The organism is Bacteroides sp. 44_46 (assembly GCF_001915465.1).
Lineage (GTDB): Bacteria > Bacteroidota > Bacteroidia > Bacteroidales > Bacteroidaceae > Bacteroides > Bacteroides clarus.
In genome coordinates this window covers 123,500-145,623 of the sequence record NZ_MNQO01000017.1, presented here as the reverse complement: position 1 = coordinate 145,623, position 22,124 = coordinate 123,500, and the positions used below count along the sequence as shown (strand labels likewise).

Annotated in this window: 20 protein-coding genes and 1 other RNA gene; 14 read left to right on the top strand and 7 right to left on the bottom strand. The window is 46.3% G+C overall.

The window, feature by feature from the left end:
- Positions 1–23 precede the first annotated feature (23 nt).
- From BHV73_RS09335 to BHV73_RS09325, 3 genes are all read left to right on the top strand, one after another.
- Positions 24–1,253, top strand: a complete 1,230-nt coding sequence (locus BHV73_RS09335; RefSeq protein ID WP_286738054.1) for a DegT/DnrJ/EryC1/StrS family aminotransferase — start codon at positions 24–26, stop codon at positions 1,251–1,253.
- A 15-nt stretch (positions 1,254–1,268) separates the two neighbouring features.
- Entirely contained in the window at positions 1,269–1,856 is a 588-nt protein-coding gene (locus BHV73_RS09330) for a sugar transferase (protein WP_009121672.1), read from the top strand.
- A gap of 208 nt (positions 1,857–2,064) precedes the next feature.
- Positions 2,065–2,661 carry a master DNA invertase Mpi family serine-type recombinase gene (locus BHV73_RS09325; protein WP_286738052.1) on the top strand — a complete coding sequence of 199 codons (597 nt, stop codon included), beginning with the start codon at positions 2,065–2,067 and terminating at the stop codon, positions 2,659–2,661.
- A gap of 130 nt (positions 2,662–2,791) precedes the next feature.
- Here the strand turns inward: BHV73_RS09325 and BHV73_RS09320 are convergent, their stop codons facing one another.
- The gene (locus BHV73_RS09320) at positions 2,792–3,367 is read right to left on the bottom strand and encodes an HdeD family acid-resistance protein (protein WP_009121675.1); all 576 of its coding nucleotides are present in this window, start codon (positions 3,365–3,367) and stop codon (positions 2,792–2,794) included.
- 126 nt (positions 3,368–3,493) lie between these two features.
- Between BHV73_RS09320 and tpx the strand changes: the two genes are divergently transcribed.
- Positions 3,494–3,997 carry a thiol peroxidase gene (gene tpx, locus BHV73_RS09315; RefSeq protein WP_009121676.1) on the top strand — a complete coding sequence of 168 codons (504 nt, stop codon included), beginning with the start codon at positions 3,494–3,496 and terminating at the stop codon, positions 3,995–3,997.
- A gap of 71 nt (positions 3,998–4,068) precedes the next feature.
- On the opposite strand, the gene BHV73_RS09310 is transcribed toward tpx, so the two are convergent.
- The 4 genes from BHV73_RS09310 to BHV73_RS09295 form a co-directional block, all read right to left on the bottom strand.
- Positions 4,069–4,713 carry a DedA family protein gene (locus tag BHV73_RS09310; protein ID WP_009121677.1) on the bottom strand — a complete coding sequence of 215 codons (645 nt, stop codon included), beginning with the start codon at positions 4,711–4,713 and terminating at the stop codon, positions 4,069–4,071.
- 35 nt (positions 4,714–4,748) lie between these two features.
- Positions 4,749–6,164, bottom strand: coding sequence for a tetratricopeptide repeat protein (locus tag BHV73_RS09305; RefSeq protein ID WP_087412433.1), 1,416 nt, complete (start codon positions 6,162–6,164; stop codon positions 4,749–4,751).
- A 21-nt stretch (positions 6,165–6,185) separates the two neighbouring features.
- Positions 6,186–7,925, bottom strand: a complete 1,740-nt coding sequence (locus tag BHV73_RS09300; protein ID WP_009121679.1) for a glutamine--tRNA ligase/YqeY domain fusion protein — start codon at positions 7,923–7,925, stop codon at positions 6,186–6,188.
- Between the two features lie 120 nt (positions 7,926–8,045).
- Positions 8,046–8,867: a PstS family phosphate ABC transporter substrate-binding protein gene (locus BHV73_RS09295; RefSeq protein WP_087412432.1), complete on the bottom strand. Its 822-nt coding sequence runs from the start codon at positions 8,865–8,867 to the stop codon at positions 8,046–8,048.
- 231 nt (positions 8,868–9,098) lie between these two features.
- Between BHV73_RS09295 and pstC the strand changes: the two genes are divergently transcribed.
- The 6 genes from pstC (at position 9,099) to BHV73_RS09265 (ending at position 14,434) form a co-directional block, all read left to right on the top strand.
- Positions 9,099–10,286 (top strand): phosphate ABC transporter permease subunit PstC, encoded by a 1,188-nt coding sequence (gene pstC / locus BHV73_RS09290; RefSeq protein WP_286738047.1) that lies wholly within the window; start codon positions 9,099–9,101, stop codon positions 10,284–10,286.
- A gap of 6 nt (positions 10,287–10,292) precedes the next feature.
- Positions 10,293–11,153 carry a phosphate ABC transporter permease PstA gene (gene pstA / locus BHV73_RS09285; RefSeq protein WP_022218379.1) on the top strand — a complete coding sequence of 287 codons (861 nt, stop codon included), beginning with the start codon at positions 10,293–10,295 and terminating at the stop codon, positions 11,151–11,153.
- A gap of 21 nt (positions 11,154–11,174) precedes the next feature.
- Entirely contained in the window at positions 11,175–11,930 is a 756-nt protein-coding gene (gene pstB, locus BHV73_RS09280) for a phosphate ABC transporter ATP-binding protein PstB (protein WP_022218378.1), read from the top strand.
- Between the two features lie 202 nt (positions 11,931–12,132).
- Positions 12,133–12,828 (top strand): phosphate signaling complex protein PhoU, encoded by a 696-nt coding sequence (gene phoU / locus BHV73_RS09275; protein WP_009121686.1) that lies wholly within the window; start codon positions 12,133–12,135, stop codon positions 12,826–12,828.
- A 353-nt stretch (positions 12,829–13,181) separates the two neighbouring features.
- Entirely contained in the window at positions 13,182–13,784 is a 603-nt protein-coding gene (locus BHV73_RS09270) for a riboflavin synthase (protein ID WP_118467331.1), read from the top strand.
- A 110-nt stretch (positions 13,785–13,894) separates the two neighbouring features.
- Positions 13,895–14,434, top strand: a complete 540-nt coding sequence (locus BHV73_RS09265) for a nitroreductase family protein (RefSeq protein ID WP_087426498.1) — start codon at positions 13,895–13,897, stop codon at positions 14,432–14,434.
- Positions 14,435–14,442: 8 nt separating this feature from the next.
- Here BHV73_RS09265 and BHV73_RS09260 read toward each other — a convergent pair whose 3' ends face one another.
- Both BHV73_RS09260 and rnpB read right to left on the bottom strand, forming a co-directional pair.
- Complete coding sequence (locus BHV73_RS09260; protein WP_009121689.1) at positions 14,443–15,762, bottom strand: YihY/virulence factor BrkB family protein; 1,320 nt, start codon at positions 15,760–15,762, stop codon at positions 14,443–14,445.
- Positions 15,763–15,855: 93 nt separating this feature from the next.
- An RNA gene (rnpB, locus tag BHV73_RS09255) (RNase P RNA component class A) lies at positions 15,856–16,270 on the bottom strand.
- A gap of 171 nt (positions 16,271–16,441) precedes the next feature.
- On the opposite strand from rnpB, the gene BHV73_RS09250 reads away from it, so the two are divergent.
- The 4 genes from BHV73_RS09250 to BHV73_RS09235 all read left to right on the top strand — a co-directional run bounded on the left by BHV73_RS09250 (position 16,442) and on the right by BHV73_RS09235 (position 22,039).
- On the top strand, positions 16,442–17,644 hold the full coding sequence (locus tag BHV73_RS09250) for a C40 family peptidase (RefSeq protein WP_195501396.1): 1,203 nt from the start codon (positions 16,442–16,444) through the stop codon (positions 17,642–17,644).
- A gap of 1 nt (position 17,645) precedes the next feature.
- Positions 17,646–18,818, top strand: coding sequence for a dipeptide epimerase (locus tag BHV73_RS09245; RefSeq protein WP_286738041.1), 1,173 nt, complete (start codon positions 17,646–17,648; stop codon positions 18,816–18,818).
- 33 nt (positions 18,819–18,851) lie between these two features.
- Entirely contained in the window at positions 18,852–20,186 is a 1,335-nt protein-coding gene (locus tag BHV73_RS09240; RefSeq protein WP_286738039.1) for a transglutaminase-like domain-containing protein, read from the top strand.
- Between the two features lie 323 nt (positions 20,187–20,509).
- Positions 20,510–22,039: a Do family serine endopeptidase gene (locus BHV73_RS09235; protein ID WP_009121693.1), complete on the top strand. Its 1,530-nt coding sequence runs from the start codon at positions 20,510–20,512 to the stop codon at positions 22,037–22,039.
- Positions 22,040–22,124: the final 85 nt, after the last annotated feature.

Below are 22,124 nucleotides of genomic sequence, written 5' to 3'. Positions count from 1 at the left end.
TTAAATTAAAGTAGTTTTTAATCATGAAAATACCATTTTCTCCCCCTTACATTGATGACACTGTCATCAATGAAGTGGTTGATTCCTTACGCTCCGGTTGGATAACCACCGGACCTAAAGTAAAAGCGTTGGAAGAAGAAATAAAGTCTTTTTCCGGTGCAAAAGAAGTGCTTTGTGTAAACTCCTGGACTTCGGGAGCCATTATGATGCTTCGTTGGCTGGGAGTGAAAGCCGGGGATGAAGTTATCGTTCCGGCTTATACATATAGCGCTACGGCGTTGGCGGTGCTGCATGCAGGCGCTAAACCCGTTATGGTGGACTCCGGTGCGGATTTCAACATTTCGGTAGATGCCATTCGTAGAGCCGTTACTCCGCGAACGAAAGCTATTATCCCTGTAGATATTGCAGGTTTTCCATGTGATTACGATTGTATCATGAGGCTAGTAAACACATCTGAAATACAGAAAATGTTCAAAGCGGAAAGTCCGGTACAAGAAAAGTTGGGGCGTATCCTTGTAATGAATGATGCGGCCCATTCACTGGGAGCGCAATACAGTAAGAATCAGCGTACCGGTTGTGAAACGGATGTTGCCATTTTCTCTCTTCACGCAGTAAAGAACGTGACAACAGCCGAAGGTGGTGCCATTTGTTTGAATCTGCCCATGCCCTTTGACAATGCCGGGTTGTACAAAGAACTTCGTATGATGAGTTTGAACTGCCAGACTAAAGACGCTTTCTCCAAATCTAAAGCGGGTGGTTGGCGTTATGACATTGTTGGCTTAGGGATGAAAATTAATATGGCGGATGTAAATGCTGCCATCGGTCTCGCACAGATACGGGAATACCCTAAACTGCTCGAAGAGAGAAAAAGAGTATTCAATACTTACACCCAAGCTTTTGAAAACTGTAATTGGGCTATTGTGCCCCCTTCGATAGAGGGCGATAAAGAAAGTTCCTACCACATCTACGCCCTACGTATCAAGGATTTTACAGAAGAACAGCGCGATCGGATGATTGATGAAATAGCCAAAAGTGAAGTGGCTGTAAATGTTCACTTTATCCCGATGCCAATGTTATCATTCTTCAATTCTTTGGGGTATGATATAAAGGATTATCCTCAAGCTTACGAGAACTTTAAGGGAGAAATATCTTTGCCTATATATCCGCAATTGGATGAAGAAAAGTTGGCTTTTATTATTGATACCGTAAAAGCGGCATATCGCAAGGTGGCAGGTGATAAAGCTGTAGAGTGATACCATTGTAAGTCTATGATTCGTTTCTTCGATATTTTCTTCTCCTTTCTGGGCATACTTCTATTATCTCCGGTCTTTCTTCTTCTTTATATATCCATTTGTTTGGAAAGTAGAGGCGGTGGATTTTACCGTCAATTGCGTGTAGGGCGTTATGGTAAGGACTTCTATGTTTATAAGTTCCGTTCGATGCGTGTAGGAGCCGATAAACAGGGATTGATTACTGTAGGTGGACGTGATCCGAGAATAACCCGTATCGGTTATTTTATACGGAAGTATAAATTGGATGAGTTGCCCCAATTATTTAATGTTCTGAAAGGAGATATGAGTTTGGTAGGGCCGCGTCCTGAAGTACGCAAATATGTTGACCTCTATACAGAGGAACAGCGTAAAGTTCTGTCTGTACGACCGGGCATAACAGATTACGCCTCGATAGAATATGTTGATGAAAATACGATATTGGGGCAAGCGGATGATGCGGATAAGGCCTATGTGGAATTGATTATGCCTGATAAAATCAGGTATAATATGAAGTATATCAATAATCGTTCTCTGAAAGAATACTTCAAAATCATCTTTTTGACATTTTGGAGTATCGTACGTTGATAGAAATCGTTTATGAGGAAGGAGTACATCCTACATATTATTGGAATTTGAAAGAGAACTTCCGGTTGCCGAATACAGCCGGGAGTTTTTTTACCCTATCCTTCATTTTTGGAATCCTTTTGTAAAGGATATGCGTGGAGGCGTTGGCATTTTTATTGGAATAGCCGTTCTTTGGTGACGTTAAACCAATAAAAAAACAACAAAATTTATGGCAGTAGTAGCTTATTTAAGAGTAAGTACAGAAAGACAATTTTTGGAAAACCAACGAGAGGAGATTATACGTTTCGCAGAGAGAAACGGTATGAGTATTGACAAGTGGTACACAGAGACTGTTAGCGGCAGCGTCAGTAGTAAAGAGCGTAAATTATCGGGAGTGCTGGACAGGATGCGTCCCGGCGATTCTTTAATTGTAACGGAGATATCACGGCTAAGCCGCACATTACTTGAGATTATGACTATTCTTAATTCGTGCATCAAAAAAGGAGTTATATTGTATAGTACTAAAGAAGGATACGTCTTTCAGAACGATATCAACAGTAAGGCTCTGGGATTTGCATTCGGCTTAATGGCTGAAATAGAACGTAATCTGATTTCGATGCGTACCAAAGAAGCATTGGCCCGTAGAAAGCAGGAAGGAAAGCGGTTAGGGCGCCAAAAGGGGTATATGCCCAAGATGAGAATACTTGCGGAGAATAAAAGGGAATTATTTAAAGAACAGGCGAACGGAACATCCTGTTCTGAACTCGCCCGACGAATGGGAGTGTCCAGAACAACCATGTTCCGTTTTCTGCATCATAAAAGATAAGCCGGAGACCTCCAACCGGAATGTGTTATGATTCACTGCGGATTATACCGATTATTACAGACTGACTTAAAGCTGTTGAGGCTTGCTCAGGGATATCTCATCTGTACAAATCAGTGTAATCTGCGGCGAATTATGCGCTCTGAGAACTCCGTTTGTGCAGATTCTTTAGCTCGAAGGACAGCATGATACGGAAGAATCCTATAATAAGGAATGCAAACGAAATCATATAAACTGCATAGATAGCTCCGACCGCCGGCTGCCACAGAATAATAAGCGAGCATATAACGGCGAGGATGCCCAATGCGATGTACCAACCCCAGTCTTTCGTTCCATACCTTTTTAAGTCCATGGCGTAACCTACCGATGAGAATCCCCGGAACATCAACCAGAAGGCGATAATAAACGGAATAACTTCCATACTTAACAGAGGATAGGCTATCAGATAGAATCCTAAAATCATATCAATGATACCTCCCGCCAGATACCAGCCCCAACTGGACACTCTTCGACGGTTACTTACCGCAAAGGAGATTTCCAGCAAACCGCTGACCAGCATGGAAACACTGAATAAAATACTTAATGCCGCATATCCGTCAAGAGGGGAGAACATTAAACTCAAAGCTACCACAACATACAGGATTCCGAGAATAAGTGAAATCCACCAGTTCTTCACTTCCTGTTTCAGTTCATCAAAAATTGTTTTCATGTGAATCTTAATTTAAAAATGATTATTATAAGTTCGTTGGGAAAGTAACAATCTACGGATTGAAAAGTTTCCATTGAACATTTTCTGTATTCGGTTTGTTACTATATCATATAAATTGATAAAACTATGGCTACAACAAAATTTAAAGGACAACCGGTGAAAGTAATCGGTGAGTTTATAAAAGTGGGGACAGTTGCCCCTGATTTCGAATTGGTAAAAACGGATTTGTCTTCTTTCTCATTGAAAGAACTGAATGGCAAGAATGTAATTCTTAATATTTTCCCGAGTTTGGATACCGGTGTATGTGCTACTTCCGTACGTAAATTCAATAAATTGGCCGCCGGGTTGCCGGATACGGTGGTACTGGCTATTTCCAAAGACCTGCCTTTTGCACATGCTCGTTTCTGTACAACGGAAGGCATAGAGAATGTTATTCCCTTGTCCGATTTCCGTTTCTCGGATTTTGATGAAAACTATGGCGTGCGTATGGCAGACGGTCCGTTGAGCGGTTTGCTGGCTCGTGCGGTAATTGTTGTCGGTAAGGATGGAAAGATTGCCTATACAGAGTTGGTTCCGGAAATTACGCAGGAGCCGGATTATGATAAAGCGATTGAGACAGTTAAGAAATAAGCCTTTTAGACTTAGCTATATAATGAAAAACGGTGGATGAAGACTATCTTTATCCACCGTTTTTCCATTTATTATTTTTTCTGTTTCGCTCCTTTGTAAATCAGGAAACCTACAATCAATACCGTAACTGCTATAATGACGTAACCGATTTCATGACTATACTTCGTGGCCAGTATATAGACATCATTCGTAGTTTTAATGTCCGTGAACCGGTATATGAAATAACCGAGCAGAGCCAGTATCGCATTCCATATTCCGGCACCGAGCGTCGTGTAAAGCAGGAATGGCCCTAACTTCATGCCTGCCAGTCCGGCCGGAATACTGATAAGCTGCCGTACCGCGGGGATGAGGCGTCCGAAGAATGTGGATGCAGCGCCATGTTTTCTGAAATACTCTTCGGCATGGTGTACTTTCTCTTCATCAATCAGGCACATGTGTCCCAAACGGCTGTTGGCAAATTTATAGACGATAGGGCGACCCAGCCAACGTGCAAGATAATAATTTATGAGTGCGCCGAGATCTGCGCCGATGGTTGCGAAAAGAACAACAAGGAAGATGTTCATACTATCATCGGTCATTGCTTTCCACGCGGCCGGTGGTACGATGACTTCCGAAGGGAACGGGATAAATGAACTTTCAATGGTCATAAAGATTGTGACCACCCAATAATTCAAATTCTCTAATACCCATTTAATGAGCTCTGCTGATGATTCCATATTCTATACTTGTGATTAATGGTTTGTTTACATTCTTATTGTAGTGCATTCAGGATGTTCTTCATCGCTTGTGCCAACTCCTCTTTATCTTCACTTTCCAGCATTTCTTCTATTTTCTTCAAGTCTTCCAGTTGGAACGGACGTTTGCAAAGCTGGTTGTACTTCTGGAAGTTCTCTTTGTCTTTAAGCAGCAGATAAAGAGATGCCAGCTTTTCGTTGATATTTTCAAAATCGGGTTCCAACTCCTTGACATGTTCGAAGGCCATCCGGGCATGGTTCAGTTGGCCGAGTTCCATGCTGTATATCCCAATCTCATTCCACGTATCGGCATACGGTGCACGCTCTAAAGCCAAAGCCCACTTTTTTACGGCCTTGTCAAAGTCACCGTCTTCCATATACATGCGTCCTTCAATCAGATACGAGTCCACATCTTCCGGGTCTATTTCATGGGATTTCTTGAAATACTGGCCGGCTTTACGTTTCTTTCCTAATTTATAGAGGCAATTCCCTGCGTGAGCATACAAAGAAGGCAGTATCGTTGAATCGGTATCCTTGCTTTGTATGGCAGATTCAAGATGCCGGTATCCCTCTTCCCAATGCCCTTTGGATATTTCATTAAGCCCGATGAACATTTGGAGAAAATCAGGGTTGATAGCCTTATATTTCTCGGCCAAAGTATAGTTCTCCAATGCACTTTCTTCATTGCCCAATTGGTAGAAAGCATGCCCTTTCATGATATAGGCTTCGGCAAATTCTTCATCTGCCACGATTGCGTAATCACAGGCTTCAATGGCTTTGTCAAACAACTGCTGTTCGAAATAGCAACGCGCCAAGCCGAACCAGTAAGGAGCCGAATAAGGATTTTTATCTATCAGCTTATTATATAACGTTTCGGCTTTCTGATTCAAACCTTGCGCATGGAAGCAATCGGCTGTTACGGCCAGATATGCTTCGTCCTCGGCGTATCTTTCAGAGCCTCCGGCCAGCCATGGTAAAGCCTTAACGGGATACCCCATATCGATATACATATAGGATACATCGACAATATTGGCTAACTCCTCTTTGTCCTCTATGGTGTCGAGAAGCTGTTCCGCTTCATCTATTTTACCTTCACCCAAGAGAATATTCGCCTTAAGTACCTTCACTTCCGAAGAGTAATCCTCGGATATTCGCTCTATTACCAGTTTGGCTTGCTCTCTGTTCTGGGCATCCATGAAGAGATAGGCCTGTTCCACCAGTAGAGGGGTACTGTCGGGGTGTAAGCTTAAACCGTACTCTACGACTTCGGTAGCTTGTTCGCTTTTCCCGTGCATGGCATACCAGTCGGCAAGGTCGGCTAAATCGTCTGCGTCCAGATAGATAGGCTTATTTTCAGCTTTCGCGGCTTCATATTGTTCTGCAAGTTCTTGCAATTCCTTGTCTCTTCCGGACAACAGGTTCTTTTTACTCATTAATTATTTCTACTCCTTATATTATTTATTGATTTTACCCCAAGTATCTTTCAGGCCTACGGTACGGTTGAATACCATTTTCTCCGGCGTAGAGTCACGGTCTACGTTGAAGTAACCGATACGCTGGAACTGCAGGTAGGAGAGGGGCTTCATGCCGGCAGCGTATTTTTCGATATAGCAGCATGGCAATACATTCAGAGAGTCCGGATTTATCATTTCCTTCATGGCTGTCAGCGCGTCGCAATTCTTTTCTTCACGAATGGCGGCCAGTTCGTCGCGCGGATTCTCTACTTTCCATAAACGGTCGTAAAGGCGGACTTCGGCTTGCAGGCAGTGTGCGCAACTCACCCAGTGAATCGTGCCTTTTACCTTACGGCTGGCTCCGGGCATACCGCTTTTGCTGTCGGGATCGTATTCACAATATACTTCTGTGATTTCTCCCGCATCGTTCTTCTTGCAACCGGTACACTTCACGATGTACGCGCTTTTCAAGCGAACTTCTTGTCCGGGTGTCATGCGGAAGTACTTTTTGGGAGCATCTTCCATAAAGTCGTCGCGTTCTATCCACAGTTCGCGGCTGAATTCGATGTTGTGACTGCCTTCTTCCGGACGTTCCGGGTTATTGACGGCTTCCATTTCCTCAACCTGTCCTTCTGGGTAATTGGTGATGATAAGCTTCACCGGATTCAATACGGCGGATATGCGGGTAGCGCGGGCATTCAAATCTTCGCGTACGGCGCTTTCCAGCAACGCGAACTCATTGAGAGCGTCATAAGTGGTATAACCGATTTTATCGATGAATTTATGAATGGACTCGGGTGAATAGCCGCGACGGCGGAAACCGCAGATGGTCGGCATACGGGGATCGTCCCAACCGTTGACGAGACCTTCTTTTACCAAAGTCAGCAGGTTGCGTTTGCTCATCAGCGTATAGCTCAGGTTGAGCTTGTTGAATTCGTACTGGTGAGGACGGTGGTCGTTCAAATCCTTACCTTCTTTCACCCAATCTACGAACAAGTCGTACAACGGACGGTGAGGAACAAACTCCAGTGTACACAGAGAGTGGGTTACACCTTCAAAGTAGTCGCTTTGTCCGTGAGCGAAATCATACATCGGGTAAGCTTTCCATGCAGTACCCGTACGGTGGTGCGGATGCTTCACGACGCGATAGATAATCGGGTCGCGGAAGTGCATGTTGGGGCTTGCCATGTCAATCTTGGCACGGAGCACCATGGCGCCTTCTTCAATCTCTCCGGTGTTCATTTTTTGGAACAGGTCGAGAGTCTCTTCAATGGGGCGGTTACGGTACGGGCTTTCTACTCCGGGTTGGGTAGGAGTACCTTTTTGAGCGGCGATCTGTTCGGATGTCTGCTCGTCGATATACGCTTTGCCCTCTTTGATGAGGCGGATGGCGAAGTCCCATAGCTGTTGAAAATAGTCGGAAGCATAGTATTCGTTGCCCCACCGGTAGCCCAGCCATTGAATATCTTCCTTGATAGCCTCTACGTACTCCACGTCTTCTTTGGTGGGGTTGGTATCATCGAAACGCAAGTTGCAGACACCGCCATGTGCGGCGGCAATACCAAAATCCAGGCAAATGGCTTTGGCATGTCCGATGTGAAGATAACCGTTGGGTTCCGGCGGAAAACGTGTCTGTACTTTTCCGTCGTTTTTACCTTCTTTCAAGTCGTTCTCTACTATTTGTTCAATGAAGTTCAGGCTCTTCTTTTCGCTTGTTTCTTCGCTTTTTATTTCTGCCATAATGCTATTATTATTCGTATAGTGGCGCAAAGATAGCGCAAAATAATGAAGAATGAAGAATGAAGAATGAAGAATTTCTCGCTCCTCATTCTTCGTTTTTCATTCTGCATTATTCATTTTTCATTCTTCGTTTATAGGAATGTATCCGCTCTTTTTAATGATTTCTTGGCCGGCGGGTGACAATACGAACTGTAACAGCGGGTCTACAAGGCCGGCACTTTTCTTATTGTAATAATAATATAGCGGGCGTACGATGGGATAAGTTTTGTTGATGGCGTTTTCCAGGGTGGGAGCGGCAAAGTGCTTGTCGTCGTAAGATACGGCAAGGGTCTTGATGCGGGGCGATACATAGGCAAGACCCACATAGCCGATGGCTCCGCGCGTTTGGCTGACGGATTGTATGATGGCTCCGGTGGCGGGCATGGAAAGGCTGCTACTCATGTAATTCTTATTTTTCAGTACGCTTTCTTTAAAGAATTCGTATGTGCCGGAAGAGGTCTCACGCGAGTAGACCACTATTTTGCGGTCGTCTCCGCCTACTTGCTTCCAATTGGTGATTTTACCGCGGAAGATATCTTCCAACTGTCGGCGGGTGAGCTGCTTTACGGGATTGGACGGGTGTACGACAACGGCCAGCGCATCATAGGCTACCGGTATTTCTTCCAGTTCCTCTCCGGCTGCTTTCGCTTTCATCTTCTCGCTGAATTTGATGCCTCTGGAAGCCATTGCGATGTCGGTCGTTTCATCCAGCAAGGCGGAAATGCCTACCCCGCTTCCGCCTCCGGTGACGGTGACGCGGGCATTGGGATTCAAGGTCATAAAGCGTTCGGCGGTTTGCTGTGCGATGGGCAGAACGGTGTCGCTGCCTTTGATGCGCTGCGCCTGAATGTCGGTAGCGGCAAATGCCAATGCGAAGATGGTCAGAAATAAATGCTTCATCATATTCTAATGTTTTTGGGACGATACTTAAACAACAATAGTGTATGGAGGTATGTTCCCGCTGTTTTTATTTCGCTGCAAATTAAAACAACGCATGTTACAAAGTTGTTACATACGGCGGGTCTGTGTTTATTGTAACAAATTTGTAATATGTTTGAAACATTTCTTTCAAACGATAGTCACACTGCCTTAATATCTACCCCGTTTCTTTGCGCACAGAAAAAAGTAGGCAATATGAAAAAAGTTTTTGAGAAAATTATAGAGGGCATATTGGCTTGTAGCGGCTTTGTAACAAGTCTTACTATTGTGCTTATCGTCTTATTCCTCTTTTCCGAAGCGGTGGGGCTGTTCCATAGCCGGGTAATCGAAGAGGGGTATGTCTTGGCGTTAAAAAAGGACAATAAGGTAAGTGAACTTACTCCGGTACAGATAAAGGATGTTTTCGATGAAGAGATAACAAATTGGCGGGAAGTCGGTGGGGAGAATCTCCCTATCCGGCTTTTTCGTTTGGAAGATGTTACACGGTATTATACGGAAGAACAGTTGGGAGCATCTTACGAAAATGCAGGCGCATGCATCACGGACTTGGTGGAACGCACGCCGGGCATCGTGGCTTTTGTGCCGAGGCAGTTCATTGTCCGTCCCGACTCCGTTCATTTGCTGCGGGACAACACCATTTCGCTGAAAGACGTCTTTGCGGGAGCCGAGTGGTTTCCTACGGCTACACCTGCTCCTCAGTTCGGCTTCTTACCGTTGATAACGGGTACGTTGTGGGTAAGCCTTTTCGCCATTCTCATAGCCTTGCCGTTCGGACTGGCGGTGGCCGTTTATATGTCCGAGGTGGCTGACCATAAGATACGGAATCTGATGAAGCCGGTGATAGAACTGCTGAGCGGTATTCCTTCCGTTGTTTACGGTTTCTTCGGGTTGATTGTGATAGTGCCTTTGCTGCAAAGAGTGTTCGATTTGCCTGTCGGCGAGAGCGGACTGGCAGGAAGTATCGTGCTCGCCATCATGGCGTTGCCTACCATTATCACGGTGACGGAGGATGCCATGCGCAACTGTCCGCGGGCCATGCGCGAAGCCAGTCTGGCGCTTGGCGCTTCACAGTGGCAGACCATATATAAGGTGGTGATACCTTATTCCATATCAGGCATTACGTCCGGGGTTGTTCTGGGTATCGGCCGTGCTGTCGGCGAAACGATGGCGGTACTGATGGTGACGGGAAACGCTGCCGTAATTCCCCATAGCATTTTGGAACCTTTGCGCACGATTCCCGCCACAATTGCCGCCGAACTGGGCGAAGCGCCGGCGGGTGGCGCGCATTACGAGGCATTGTTCCTCTTGGGAGTCGTATTGTTTTTTATCAGCTTGTTGATAAACTTCACGGTAGAAGCTGTATCTTCGGGCAAAAGAAAGTAAAAGGATATGATCAGTAGAAAACATCTTTCGCAAAACATCGCGTTCGGACTGTTCCGTTTGCTTAGTCTGAGTGTGGTAGGCATCCTCTTTGCCATTCTCGGTTTTATCATATACAAAGGTATAGGAGTCATCGACTGGGAGTTCTTGACGGGCGCCCCGACAGACGGCATGACATCCGGCGGTATTCTGCCTGCCATCGTCGGTACTTTTTGCCTGATGACAGGTAGCGCGTTGTTCGCTTTCCCGGTGGGGGTGATGAGCGGCATCTATATGAACGAATATGCGCCTAAGGGCTGGATTGTGCGTTTCATCCGTATGATGACGAACAACCTGAGCGGCATACCTTCCATCGTGTTCGGACTTTTCGGCATGGCATTGTTTGTCAACTATATGGACTTTGGCGACAGCATCCTGGCGGGTTCGCTTACCTTGGGACTGTTGAGCCTGCCTTTGGTGATTCGCACTACCGAAGAGGCTTTGAAGGCGATACCTGACAGCCTGCGTGAGGGCAGTCGCGCTTTGGGAGCCACCAAGCTGCAAACAATCTGGCATGTGATTCTGCCGATGGGAATGCCCAACATCATCACCGGCCTGATTCTTGCTCTGGGGCGTGTATCCGGAGAGACGGCACCTATTCTCTTTACGTGCGCAGCCTATTTCCTGCCGCAATTGCCCGGCAGTATTTTCGACCAGTGCATGGCGTTGCCCTATCATCTGTACGTCATCTCCACCAGCGGTACGGATATGGAAGCCCAGTTGCCTATTGCCTATGGAACGGCTTTGGTCTTGATACTGATAATCCTTCTGGTAAATCTGCTGGCCAATGCTCTGCGGAAATATTTCGAGAAGAAAATCAAAATGAACTAAATCAATAAAATCATGAACGGCATGATGAATAAAATAGAAACGCGTGATGTAAATTTCTGGTATGGCGACTTCCATGCCTTGAAAGGTATCAGCATGGATATCGCGGAGAAGTCGGTTGTGGCTTTCATCGGACCTTCCGGTTGCGGTAAGTCCACTTTTCTCCGCTTGCTGAACCGTATGAACGATTTGATACCCGACACCCGCCTGACCGGTGAGATTCTTATCGACGGTCAGGACATATATAAGAAAGGTGTGCAGGTGGACGAACTTCGCAAAAATGTAGGTATGGTATTCCAGCGTCCCAATCCCTTTCCGAAAAGCATTTTTGAGAATGTGGCCTACGGATTGCGTGTAAACGGCGTTACCGACAATGCTTTTATCCGCCGGCGGGTAGAGGAGACCCTGAAAGGGGCGGCACTATGGGATGAGGTGAAAGACAAGCTCAAGGTATCTGCCTACGCCCTTTCCGGCGGACAGCAGCAGCGCCTTTGCATAGCCCGTGCCATGGCGGTATCTCCGTCCGTCCTGTTGATGGATGAGCCGGCGTCTGCCCTCGACCCCATTTCCACGGCTAAGGTAGAGGAGCTTATACACGAATTGAAGAAGCAATACACCATTGTAATCGTTACCCATAATATGCAGCAGGCTGCCCGCGTAAGCGATAGTACGGCTTTCTTTTATATGGGTGAGATGGTGGAGTTCGGCGATACCAAAAAGATTTTCACTAATCCCGATAAGGTAGAGACGCAGAACTATATAACGGGACGCTTCGGGTAACGGACTGTTCCGTGCTTTGGCAGGCACGGTACCATGCCGTGGTACAAGCAGTTTCACGCCTTGGTACGAGCGGTACCACGCTTTGGTACGGGAAGTTTCATGCGTTGGTACGGATGGTACCGCCCTTTGGTACGAACAGTGTCATGCGTTGAAACAAGTGATATGATTATGGAATTGATAATTTTGAAATAGAAGAAACATTATGGTAAAGTTTATCGAATCAGAGCTCGTCTTGCTGAAAAAAGAAATAGACGAAATGTGGACTTTAGTGTATAACCAGCTTGACCGCGCAGGAGAAGCCGTACTGACTTTAGACCGCGAACTGGCACAGCAGGTATTGGTGCGCGAACGTCGTGTCAACGCCTTTGAACTCAAAATAGACAGTGATATAGAAGATATTATAGCCCTCTATAATCCTGTCGCCATCGACTTGCGCTTTGTACTTGCCATGCTCAAAATCAATACGAACCTGGAACGTTTGGGCGACTTTGCCGAGGGGATAGCCCGCTTTGCCATAAACTGCAAGGAACCTGTTTTGGACAACGAGCTGGTAAAAGGGCTGCGCTTGGAAGAGATGATAAACCAGGTGTTGTCTATGCTGGAGCTTGCCAAAAAAGCTCTCCAGGAAGAGAGTCAGGAGATGGCGACCGCGGTGTTTGCCAAAGATAATCTGCTGGACGAAATCAACGCGAACGCCACTGCCGTGCTTTCCGACTATATCAGCAAGCACCCCGAAAGTGCGCTCTCCTGTCTGAATCTGGTCAGTGTGTTCCGTAAACTGGAACGTTCCGGTGACCACATTACGAATATCGCCGAGGAAATCGTGTTCTTTATCGACGCCAAAGTGTTAAAACATAGCGGACGTACAGACGAACACTATCCGAATGATAAGAAATAGATAACTTTTTAGGATATTTTTAGTGTTTAATGGAAAATAACCCTATATTTGTCCATTGAAAACGATTGCAGATGTAGAAAAGTGCTTTGAAATGATAATAAAATCAAAAGAATCAAGGAAAAGATGTTATAAGACATGTTTTTTAATTTGGTTGGTATCCTGAAAAGCGGCTATATTTGCAACGTTATCCTGAAAACAATCTTTTTACCTTAAAAAAAAACTAATACCTATTGAAAACTGAAAAAGGAGGCTTTGTGAAAAGCTTCCTTTTTTTCATTTCTATATGAGACCCTTTTTGTATCTTTGCCGCATCCATGATAAGGATAGTATCTAACTTAAAAATGTATAGGCTTATGTTTTCCGGAATAGTAGAAGAATGCGCCACGCTGGTGGCTATGGTGAAAGACCAAGAAAATGTACACTTTACTTTCAAGTGTTCGTTCGTGAATGAATTAAAAATAGACCAGAGTGTATCCCATAATGGCGTATGCCTTACGGTGGTCAGCATGACGGATGATACCTATACGGTGACGGCGATGAAGGAAACTTTAGACCGTTCCAATCTCGGCTTGTTAAGTGTAGGCGATGAGGTGAATGTAGAACGCAGCATGATGATGAACGGCCGCCTGGACGGACATATTGTACAGGGACACGTAGACCAGACGGCAACTTGCGTGGATATAAAGGATGCCGAGGGCAGTTATTACTTTACGTTCCGGTATGAGTTTGATAAGGAAATGGCAAAGCGCGGTTATATCACCGTAGATAAGGGTTCCGTTACCGTAAATGGCGTCAGCCTGACTGTATGCAATCCTACGGATAACACGTTCCAGGTAGCCATTATTCCTTATACTTTCGAACATACCAATTTCCATACTTTCAAGGTGGGTAGCGTAGTGAATCTCGAGTTCGATATTATCGGTAAGTATATCAGTAGAATGATACAATATAAATAGAATTATAAGTTATGAGTTATAAGTTATAATTCGCGGGTGCTTTCTTTTTATAAGCACAGGCATTTACCACTCATGACTCATAACTTATAGCTTATAACTCATAACTCATTATGAATGATTTCTTGCAATTGGTCGCTTCACGCCAAAGCGACCGGGCTTATGATATGTCCCGTGCGGTAGAGCCGGAGAAGTTGGAACGTATTTTGGAAGCGGCCCGGCTGTCGCCTTCGGCTTGCAATGCCCAGCCGTGGCGTTTTGTGGTAATCACAGACCCGGAGCTGTCGGTAAAAGTGGGTAAGGCTACTGCCGGGTTGGGGATGAATAAGTTTGCCAAAGACGCTCCGATACATATTCTGGTTGTGGAAGAATCGATGAATATCACTTCTTTCTTGGGCGCTAAGATTAAGGACAAGTATTTCCCCCTGATAGATATCGGTATTGCTACCGCCCATATCACGCTGGCTGCCGAGAGCGAGGGGCTGGGTTCGTGTATCTTGGGCTGGTTCGATGAAAAGGAGATTAAGAAGCTTACGGGCATTCCCGCCAATAAGCGTCTGTTGCTTGACATAACGATAGGTTATCCGGCGAAAGATAAACGGAAGAAATCAAGAAAATCCAAAGATAAGGTTGTTTCGTACAACCATTATTAATGGCATCGCTATAAGTCTTTCAGCAACACTTTACTTGCGCTTTTGTAGTACTCTTCCCGTGCTTTCATCAGTGTTTCCCACTGCCCGTGGAATTCTTTATCCTTATCTATCTTGAAGTCCTCGGAACCGTGGGTGTCCAGTTTGTCCAGCAGGAAAGCGACGTTTAGCTTGTTGATGTCCATAGAGGGCTGGTAAGCGATGTCCTGGCTTTTGGTATCGGTCACTACTTCGTGCAGCAGATTGATTTCCTGTAACTCATACAGGGTCTGGTTGGTCAGGCGTATGGGAATCTGGCACTCCTCGGATATGTCTTCGGCAGTGTAGGGCGGTTCATTCTTTTCGAAACGCTTGGCTACAAGAGACATGATGAGGATGGAGATAAAATCGCGGTAACGGCGGCTGATATTGCGCGCGTCCTTATCGAAACTAAAGTTCCGTATGTTCTGTCCGGCATACGTCAGTTCCGCTCCGAAGAGGCAGATGGTCCAGGATATTTGCAACCACAGCAGAAACATGGGGAGCGCCGCAAAGCTGCCGTAAATAGCATTGTAGCGGGATACCCACAACTGGCTGCTGATATAAAGGAACTGAAAGGCCTGATGTGCCGTACCTGCCAAAATTCCCGAAATCAGCGCGTGTTTGAATTTCACTTTTGTATTAGGCATGAAGACGTACAGTGCCGTAAACATGAACCATGTCAAAACGAAAGGTATGAGGCGGACTAAGAACTTACCGATGGGGGCGAGCAGGGTGAAGTCAGCCACATTCTTCAGCATGGTACTCATGAATATGGAAAGACCGCCGGAAACTACCAGCAGAATCGGTATCAGCAGAAGCATGGAGAAGTAGTCCGTGATTTTGCGGTACATGCTCCTCGCTTTCTTTACCTGCCAGATGCGGTTGAAAGTAATCTCCATATTGTTAATCAGGTTGAGCACCGTCCACAATAACATGATTAAACCCACCCCGATGAATATGCCGCTCTTGGTTTGCGACAAATAGGAATTGACGAATTGGAAAATAACCTCCGTCGTTTCCGACGGACCGCCGAAACCTTTGACGATTTGGCTCTCCATCAGATTGTCGAAACCGAACCCGCGTGCGATGGCAAACACAATAGCCAAAATGGGTACGATAGCCAGCAAGGTACTGTATGTCAGCGCGGACGCCTTGTTCACAAGCCTGTCTTTGGTGAAGCGGTTGATGCAGAGATAAATGGTTTTGATGATATTATATAAGGAAAAAGTCGTTTTGGTGACTTCATCTTCCGTAATACGCCAGATGTCGTATGTCAGGAACTTCCAAAGGGTGGCGATACGCTTGTTCATGCTAAAGTGAAAATTGAGAATTGAGAATTGAAAAATGACAGTAGGCCGAAAGGCCTGTATTTCCCAATTCTCAACTTTTAATTTTTAATTTAAAAAAGCAGTCGGTCTGTAAGCCGGGTTCTGTTCTTCTGTTCCGGAAGAGGTCGTTTTCGGAATTCTTCATTCCTCATTCTTCCTTCTTCATTCAAGAAGTGTCTGTCATTTATCTGAGCCGTATGTTGCCATACCGGCTTTAGCGGTCTACCCTCCGACATGGAGCGAGCAGCTCTCATAGCGTCGGTTTACATGACCTTACAACTCCCAAGACGTACAGCCCTTGTGTCACCACAAGGCCGGTAGGCTCTTACCCCACCTTCTCACCCTTACCATACTCAGGAAGAGCATGGCGGTTATTTTCTTCTACGTTACTCTACCCTCGCGGACAGCTTTCTGTTAGGAAGTAGGATGCTCTGTGTTGCCCGGACTTTCCTCATACGCACAGGGCGCAAGCGACAAACCGACCAACTGCTTTGTTCCGCAAAGATAGGAATTTTTTGGTGATTGGCGGTCAGTGATTGGCGATTTGTTTGTTATCGGCCTTTTATTTGCGTAAATTCTTAAAAACGCTGAAAATATGTATCTCTTTCGGAATAAATTGTTAGCTTTGCTAACATTAATAACTCCCAAATGCATATAGCCCATGAAAAAGTTTGCCTCATTCTTAGCAGTATTTCTCTTGATAACTCTTTGCGCAGCCGCTTCGGAATCCGGCGACCGTGATATACCGGCAGAGGTAGCGCAACTCACCGATAGTTTGAAAAAACAGTTCGCACCGGATAAGCGTGTGGCGTTGTTGGAAATAGATTATTCTTTTTCCGGTAAAAATGTGATGTTGCGCGGTGTTACTACCTCGGCGGAGGCAAAGACTGTTTTGCTGAAAGAACTGGCAAAAAAAGGATATACCGTAATGGATTGTCTCAAAGTGCTTCCCGATGGGAAGGATTTGGAAGGCAAAACGTACGGCATTATCAATGTCTCTGTGGCAAACCTGCGCGTATCCCCGGATTTCTCATCGGAAATGATGACGCAGGGCTTGATGGGAATGCCCGTGCGTGTGTTGCAGCGCGACGGCTGGATACGTATTCAAACTCCCGACGATTATATCGCCTGGGTGCACCGCGTAGGTGTACATCCCGTGACAAAAGAAGAAATGGCTGCATGGAACAGCGCGGAAAAGATTGTAGTGACGGCTCATTACGGTTTTGTATATTCCGAACCGGACCAGACCTCACAGACGATTTCGGACGTTGCGGCAGGTAACCGTTTGAAATGGGAAGGGAGCAAAGGAGCCTTCTACAAAGTGACCTATCCCGACGGCCGTCAGGGTTACATCTCCAAATCCATAGCCATGCCTGAGAAGAAATGGCGTTCCGGCTTGAAGCAGGATGCGGCCGATATTATTCGTACGGCGCACACGATGATGGGAATACCTTATCTTTGGGCGGGAACTTCATCGAAAGGTGTGGATTGCAGCGGTTTCATGCGTACCATACTTTTCATGCACGACATCATTATTCCACGTGATGCTTCCCAGCAGGCTTATGTGGGCGAGCATATAGACATTGCATCCGATTTCTCCAACCTGCAGCCGGGTGATTTGATATTCTTCGGCCGCAAAGCAACCCCGGAACGTAAAGAACGTGTCGTGCATGTGGGTATGTATATCGGCGGCAAGCGTTTTATTCATTCACAGGGTGATGTGCATATCAGCAGCTTCGACCCGGCGGACGAATTGTTTGATGAGTACAATCTCGGACGGTTGCTGTTTGCTACGCGCGTGTTACCTTATATAAATAAGGAAGCGGGATTAAATACGACGGAAACTAACGAATACTATAAATGACATGCAAAACAGAAGAGACTTTTTAAAGACCGCCGCCTTTGCCGCATTAGGCTCGGGCATGGCTATCAATAGCGTATTGGCAGGTGAAGGTGCAATGCCCGCTTTGTTCAATATCAATAAGAAGAGTGGCATTACGCCTAAAATGAAGCTGCGTTTCTTTCCGTATGAATTGAAGTTGCGCCATGTGTTTACGGTGGCTACTTATTCGCGCACCACTACTCCCGATGTGCAGGTCGAAATAGAGTATGACGGCATCGTCGGCTATGGCGAAGCGTCCATGCCGCCCTATCTGCAACACGAATTGGGTACGATGGATAGCGTGCTGGCTTTTCTGAAGAAAGTACAGGGTGTTATCGGACAGTTTTCCGATCCTTTCCGGCTGGAGGATATTCTAAGCTATATAGACAGTCTCTCTGCCGGCGATGCGGCGGCTAAAACCGCGGTGGATATCGCTTTGCATGATTTGGTGGGTAAATTGTTGCAGGCTCCCTGGTATAAAATCTGGGGATTGGATAAGGAGAAAGCACCTTCCACCACATTTACCATCGGTATCGATACGCCCGATGTGGTACGTGAAAAGACAAAAGAGTGCGCCGAGCAGTTCAATATTCTGAAAGTGAAGCTGGGACGTGATAACGATAAGGAGATGATTGAGACCATCCGTTCGGTGACGGCTCTTCCCATCGCCGTTGACGCCAATCAGGGCTGGAAAGACAAATATTATGCGCTTGATATGATTCACTGGCTGAAAGAGAAAGGCATTGTGATGATAGAGCAGCCCATGCCTAAAGAACAATTGGATGATATCGCGTGGGTAACCGGACAAAGCCCGTTGCCGATATTCGCGGACGAGTCCATTCAACGTTTGAAGGATATAGTAGGGCTGAAAGACGCCTTTACCGGTATCAATATCAAACTGATGAAGTGTACAGGTATGCGTGAGGCATGGAAAATGGTGACGCTGGCGCGTGCTTTGGGCATGAAAGTCATGGTGGGTTGTATGACCGAAACTTCGTGCGCCATTTCCGCGGCCTCGCAATTCTCTCCGGCGGTGGACTTTGCCGATTTGGACGGCAGTTTGTTGATAGCCAACGACCGCTTCAAGGGTATGGAAGTTGTGAAGGGAAAGATTACGCTGCCGGATTTGCCGGGTATCGGAGTCGTGAAACTTTAAATGCATGATAAATCCTAAATTATAAATCTCTCCATGAGGAAATTAGTATATACCGTATTCCTGTTTGTTCTTGCTTCCGCTTGCGGCACGAAGCCTGAAAGCAAACCATATAGTTGGGACGATGATTTACACCAACGCCTGCTTACGGATTTCTGTTTGACGGAAGCCCAGGTGAAAGACTATATCGAAAAGTATATTCCTGATGTGACGGACGAACAAATGCGCCGGTGGGAAGCGTCCAATGCTTTGGAGTGCATGACCTTGGATGATGAAAAACGCTATTTCCGTAATGCCGGGCCTAATCTGTTTCGTGTGGATTCGGCCTGTTATGATATAAAAACAGCCAAAGAAGGTACTGCATTGAGCGGGAGCGAACAGGTGAACAAGGAGAACCTTCCGGAAATCATTGCCGCCGTGAAGAAGGACAAGAAAGCGATAGTCGCTCCTAAACGGATGCGCGTCACTTATACGCTGACGGTAGACACCAATGCTGTTCCTGCGGGAAAGATGATTCGCTGCTGGCTGCCTTATCCCCGTAAAGACCAGTCCCGGCAGACGGACGTGAAATTTATTTCTGCCAGCGAGCCGGAGTATGTCTTTTCTCCGCAAGACTGCCGGCACAGTACGCTCTATATGGAGAAGCGCGCGGTGAAAGGTGAGCCTACCGTATTCTCCGAGACGTTTGAATATACGTCTTGCGGAGAATGGCATAATCTGCGTGCGGAAGATGTCCAGCCCTATGATACGGCTACCACTCTTTATAAGGAATATACCGCCGAGCGGGAGAAGCATATCATTTTCTCTCCGCGTCTGCGTGAGCTGGCTGCCAAATTGACAGCAGGCGAAAACAATCCTTATTTAAAGGCGAAGCGTATTTTCCGCTGGGTCAACGATAACTTCCCCTGGGCGTCCGCCCGCGAATATTCCACGATTGAGAATATTCCGGAATATGTATTGGACAACCGTCACGGCGACTGCGGTCAGGTCAGCCTTTTATTCATTACCTTATGCCGCATCAGCGGTATTCCTGCGCATTTCCAGAGCGGTTTCATGATGCATCCCCGTGCTTGGAACCTGCACGATTGGGCGGAAGTGTATTTTGAGGGTGTAGGGTGGGTGCCTGTCGACCAATCGTTCGGAATACCGGCTTTCGCCCGTAATGCCGATGAAGGGTATTTCTTCATGGGCGGCATCGATTCCTGGCGTATGATTGTGAATACCGATTACGGTATGCCGTTGGTACCCGAAAAGAAATATCCGCGTAGCGAAACGGTGGACTTCCAGCGCGGTGAGGTAGAGTGGGAAGGCGGAAACCTTTATTTTCCGCAGTGGAGCTACCATATGGACATTGATTACCTTAATTATTAGGATATAGCATACAACTTTAAAACAGACCGTACGTTTGAGGTAAACGCACGGTCTGTTTGCCCTCAACGCATCATCTGTTACAGGCAAACGGACGGTGCGTTTTTATTTCGTCTATCTGTCAGTCTTTTAACAGACAGTAATCGTACACAAATGCTAATTTGGCAGTCGTTGCCGTTAACCGCTGTTAAGCCCTAAATATTCACTGTTAAAAGAGAACAAAAAAGAGTGACAAGCGGAATAACTGAACGATTTTTGTCGTTATTTTAACGTCAGAATGTTAAATGAGATTTGAATATTAACAATTAAAGAGACTAGAAAGTAATATGAAACAGACAACAAAAAACATCCTTGGAGTAGCAGCCATTGTAATTCTTAGTTCAGGAGTAGCTGGTGTTACCACCTATAAGATGCTGAATAAGGAAAAGCCTGCTACATTTGGCGAGTTGTTCCAACAGAACCCTAATAACCTGCGGTTGGCCGCTTACAACGCAACGGATGCGCAGCCTGTTGATTTGACACAAGCGGCGGAGAATTCGGTTCACGCCGTAGTACATATACGCGCCAAGCAATTGAGTAAAACTCAAACGGTGCAGGGTATGCCGGATATTTTTGACTTTTTCTTCGGTGACGGCCGCGGACAGCAGCGTCAGATACAAACCCAGCCGCGCGTAGGTTTCGGTTCCGGTGTGATTATTTCTAAGGACGGTTACATCGTAACCAACAATCACGTGGTTGAAGGCGCTGATGAAATTACCGTAAAACTGAATGACGACCGTGAGCTGAAAGGCCGCATCATCGGCACCGACCCCAGCACCGACCTTGCGCTGATTAAGATTGAGGGAGATGATTTCCCTACGGTGCCGGTAGGTAATTCCGACGAGCTGAAAGTCGGCGAATGGGTGTTGGCGGTAGGTAATCCGTTCAACCTGAACTCTACCGTTACGGCCGGTATCGTCAGCGCAAAGGCTCGTGCCATCGGCGCTACCGCATCCAACGGACAGGCTGCGAATATCCAGTCTTTCATCCAGACGGATGCCGCTATCAACCAGGGTAACAGTGGTGGTGCGCTGGTCAATGCAAGAGGCGAGCTGGTCGGTATCAACGCCATGCTGTATTCACCGACAGGTGCATACTCCGGTTACGGTTTTGCAATCCCTACCAGTATCATGACGAAAGTTGTAGCGGACTTAAAACAGTTCGGTACGGTGCAACGCGCTTTGCTGGGCATTACCGGTACTACGCTGGGTACAGACCTGCAAATGGACGAAAGACTGGCTGAGGAGATGAAAAAGAAAGCCGATGAACTCGGTGTGAAAGAAGGTGTCCTGATTGCCGAAGTCGTAGAGGGTGGTTCTGCCGCCGGCGTATTGAAGTCGGATGACGTTATCATCGGTATCGACGGTAAGAAAGTGCATAAATTCACTGATTTGCAGGAAGCTTTGGCCAAGCATCGTCCGGGCGACAAGGTGAAGGTAAAAGTAATCCGTGATAAGAAAGAGAAAGAATTTGAGTTGACTCTGAAAAACTCTCAGGGCAATACGAAAGTTGTGAAAGACGCCGGAATGGAACTTCTGGGTGCAGCCTTCAAGCCTGTATCTTCCGAACTGAAGCGACAGCTTAATCTGGGTTATGGCTTGGAAGTAACCGGAGTATCCAACGGTAAGATGGCCGATGCCGGTATCCGTAAGGGCTTCATTATCCTGAAAGCGAACAACGTGCAGATGAAGTCGGTGGAAGATTTGGAGAAAGTGCTGAAAGCGGCTACTCAATCTCCCGATCAGGTACTGTTCATCACCGGTATGTTCCCGTCGGGCAAGCGTGCAAGCTACGCTGTGGATTTAACTCAAGAGTGACAAAAGCAGGCAGATAGGTAAGAAGATTGTAATAATAGCAAAGAAAGACGAAAAAGAGGGTGTCGGCAAATACTTGTCGACATCC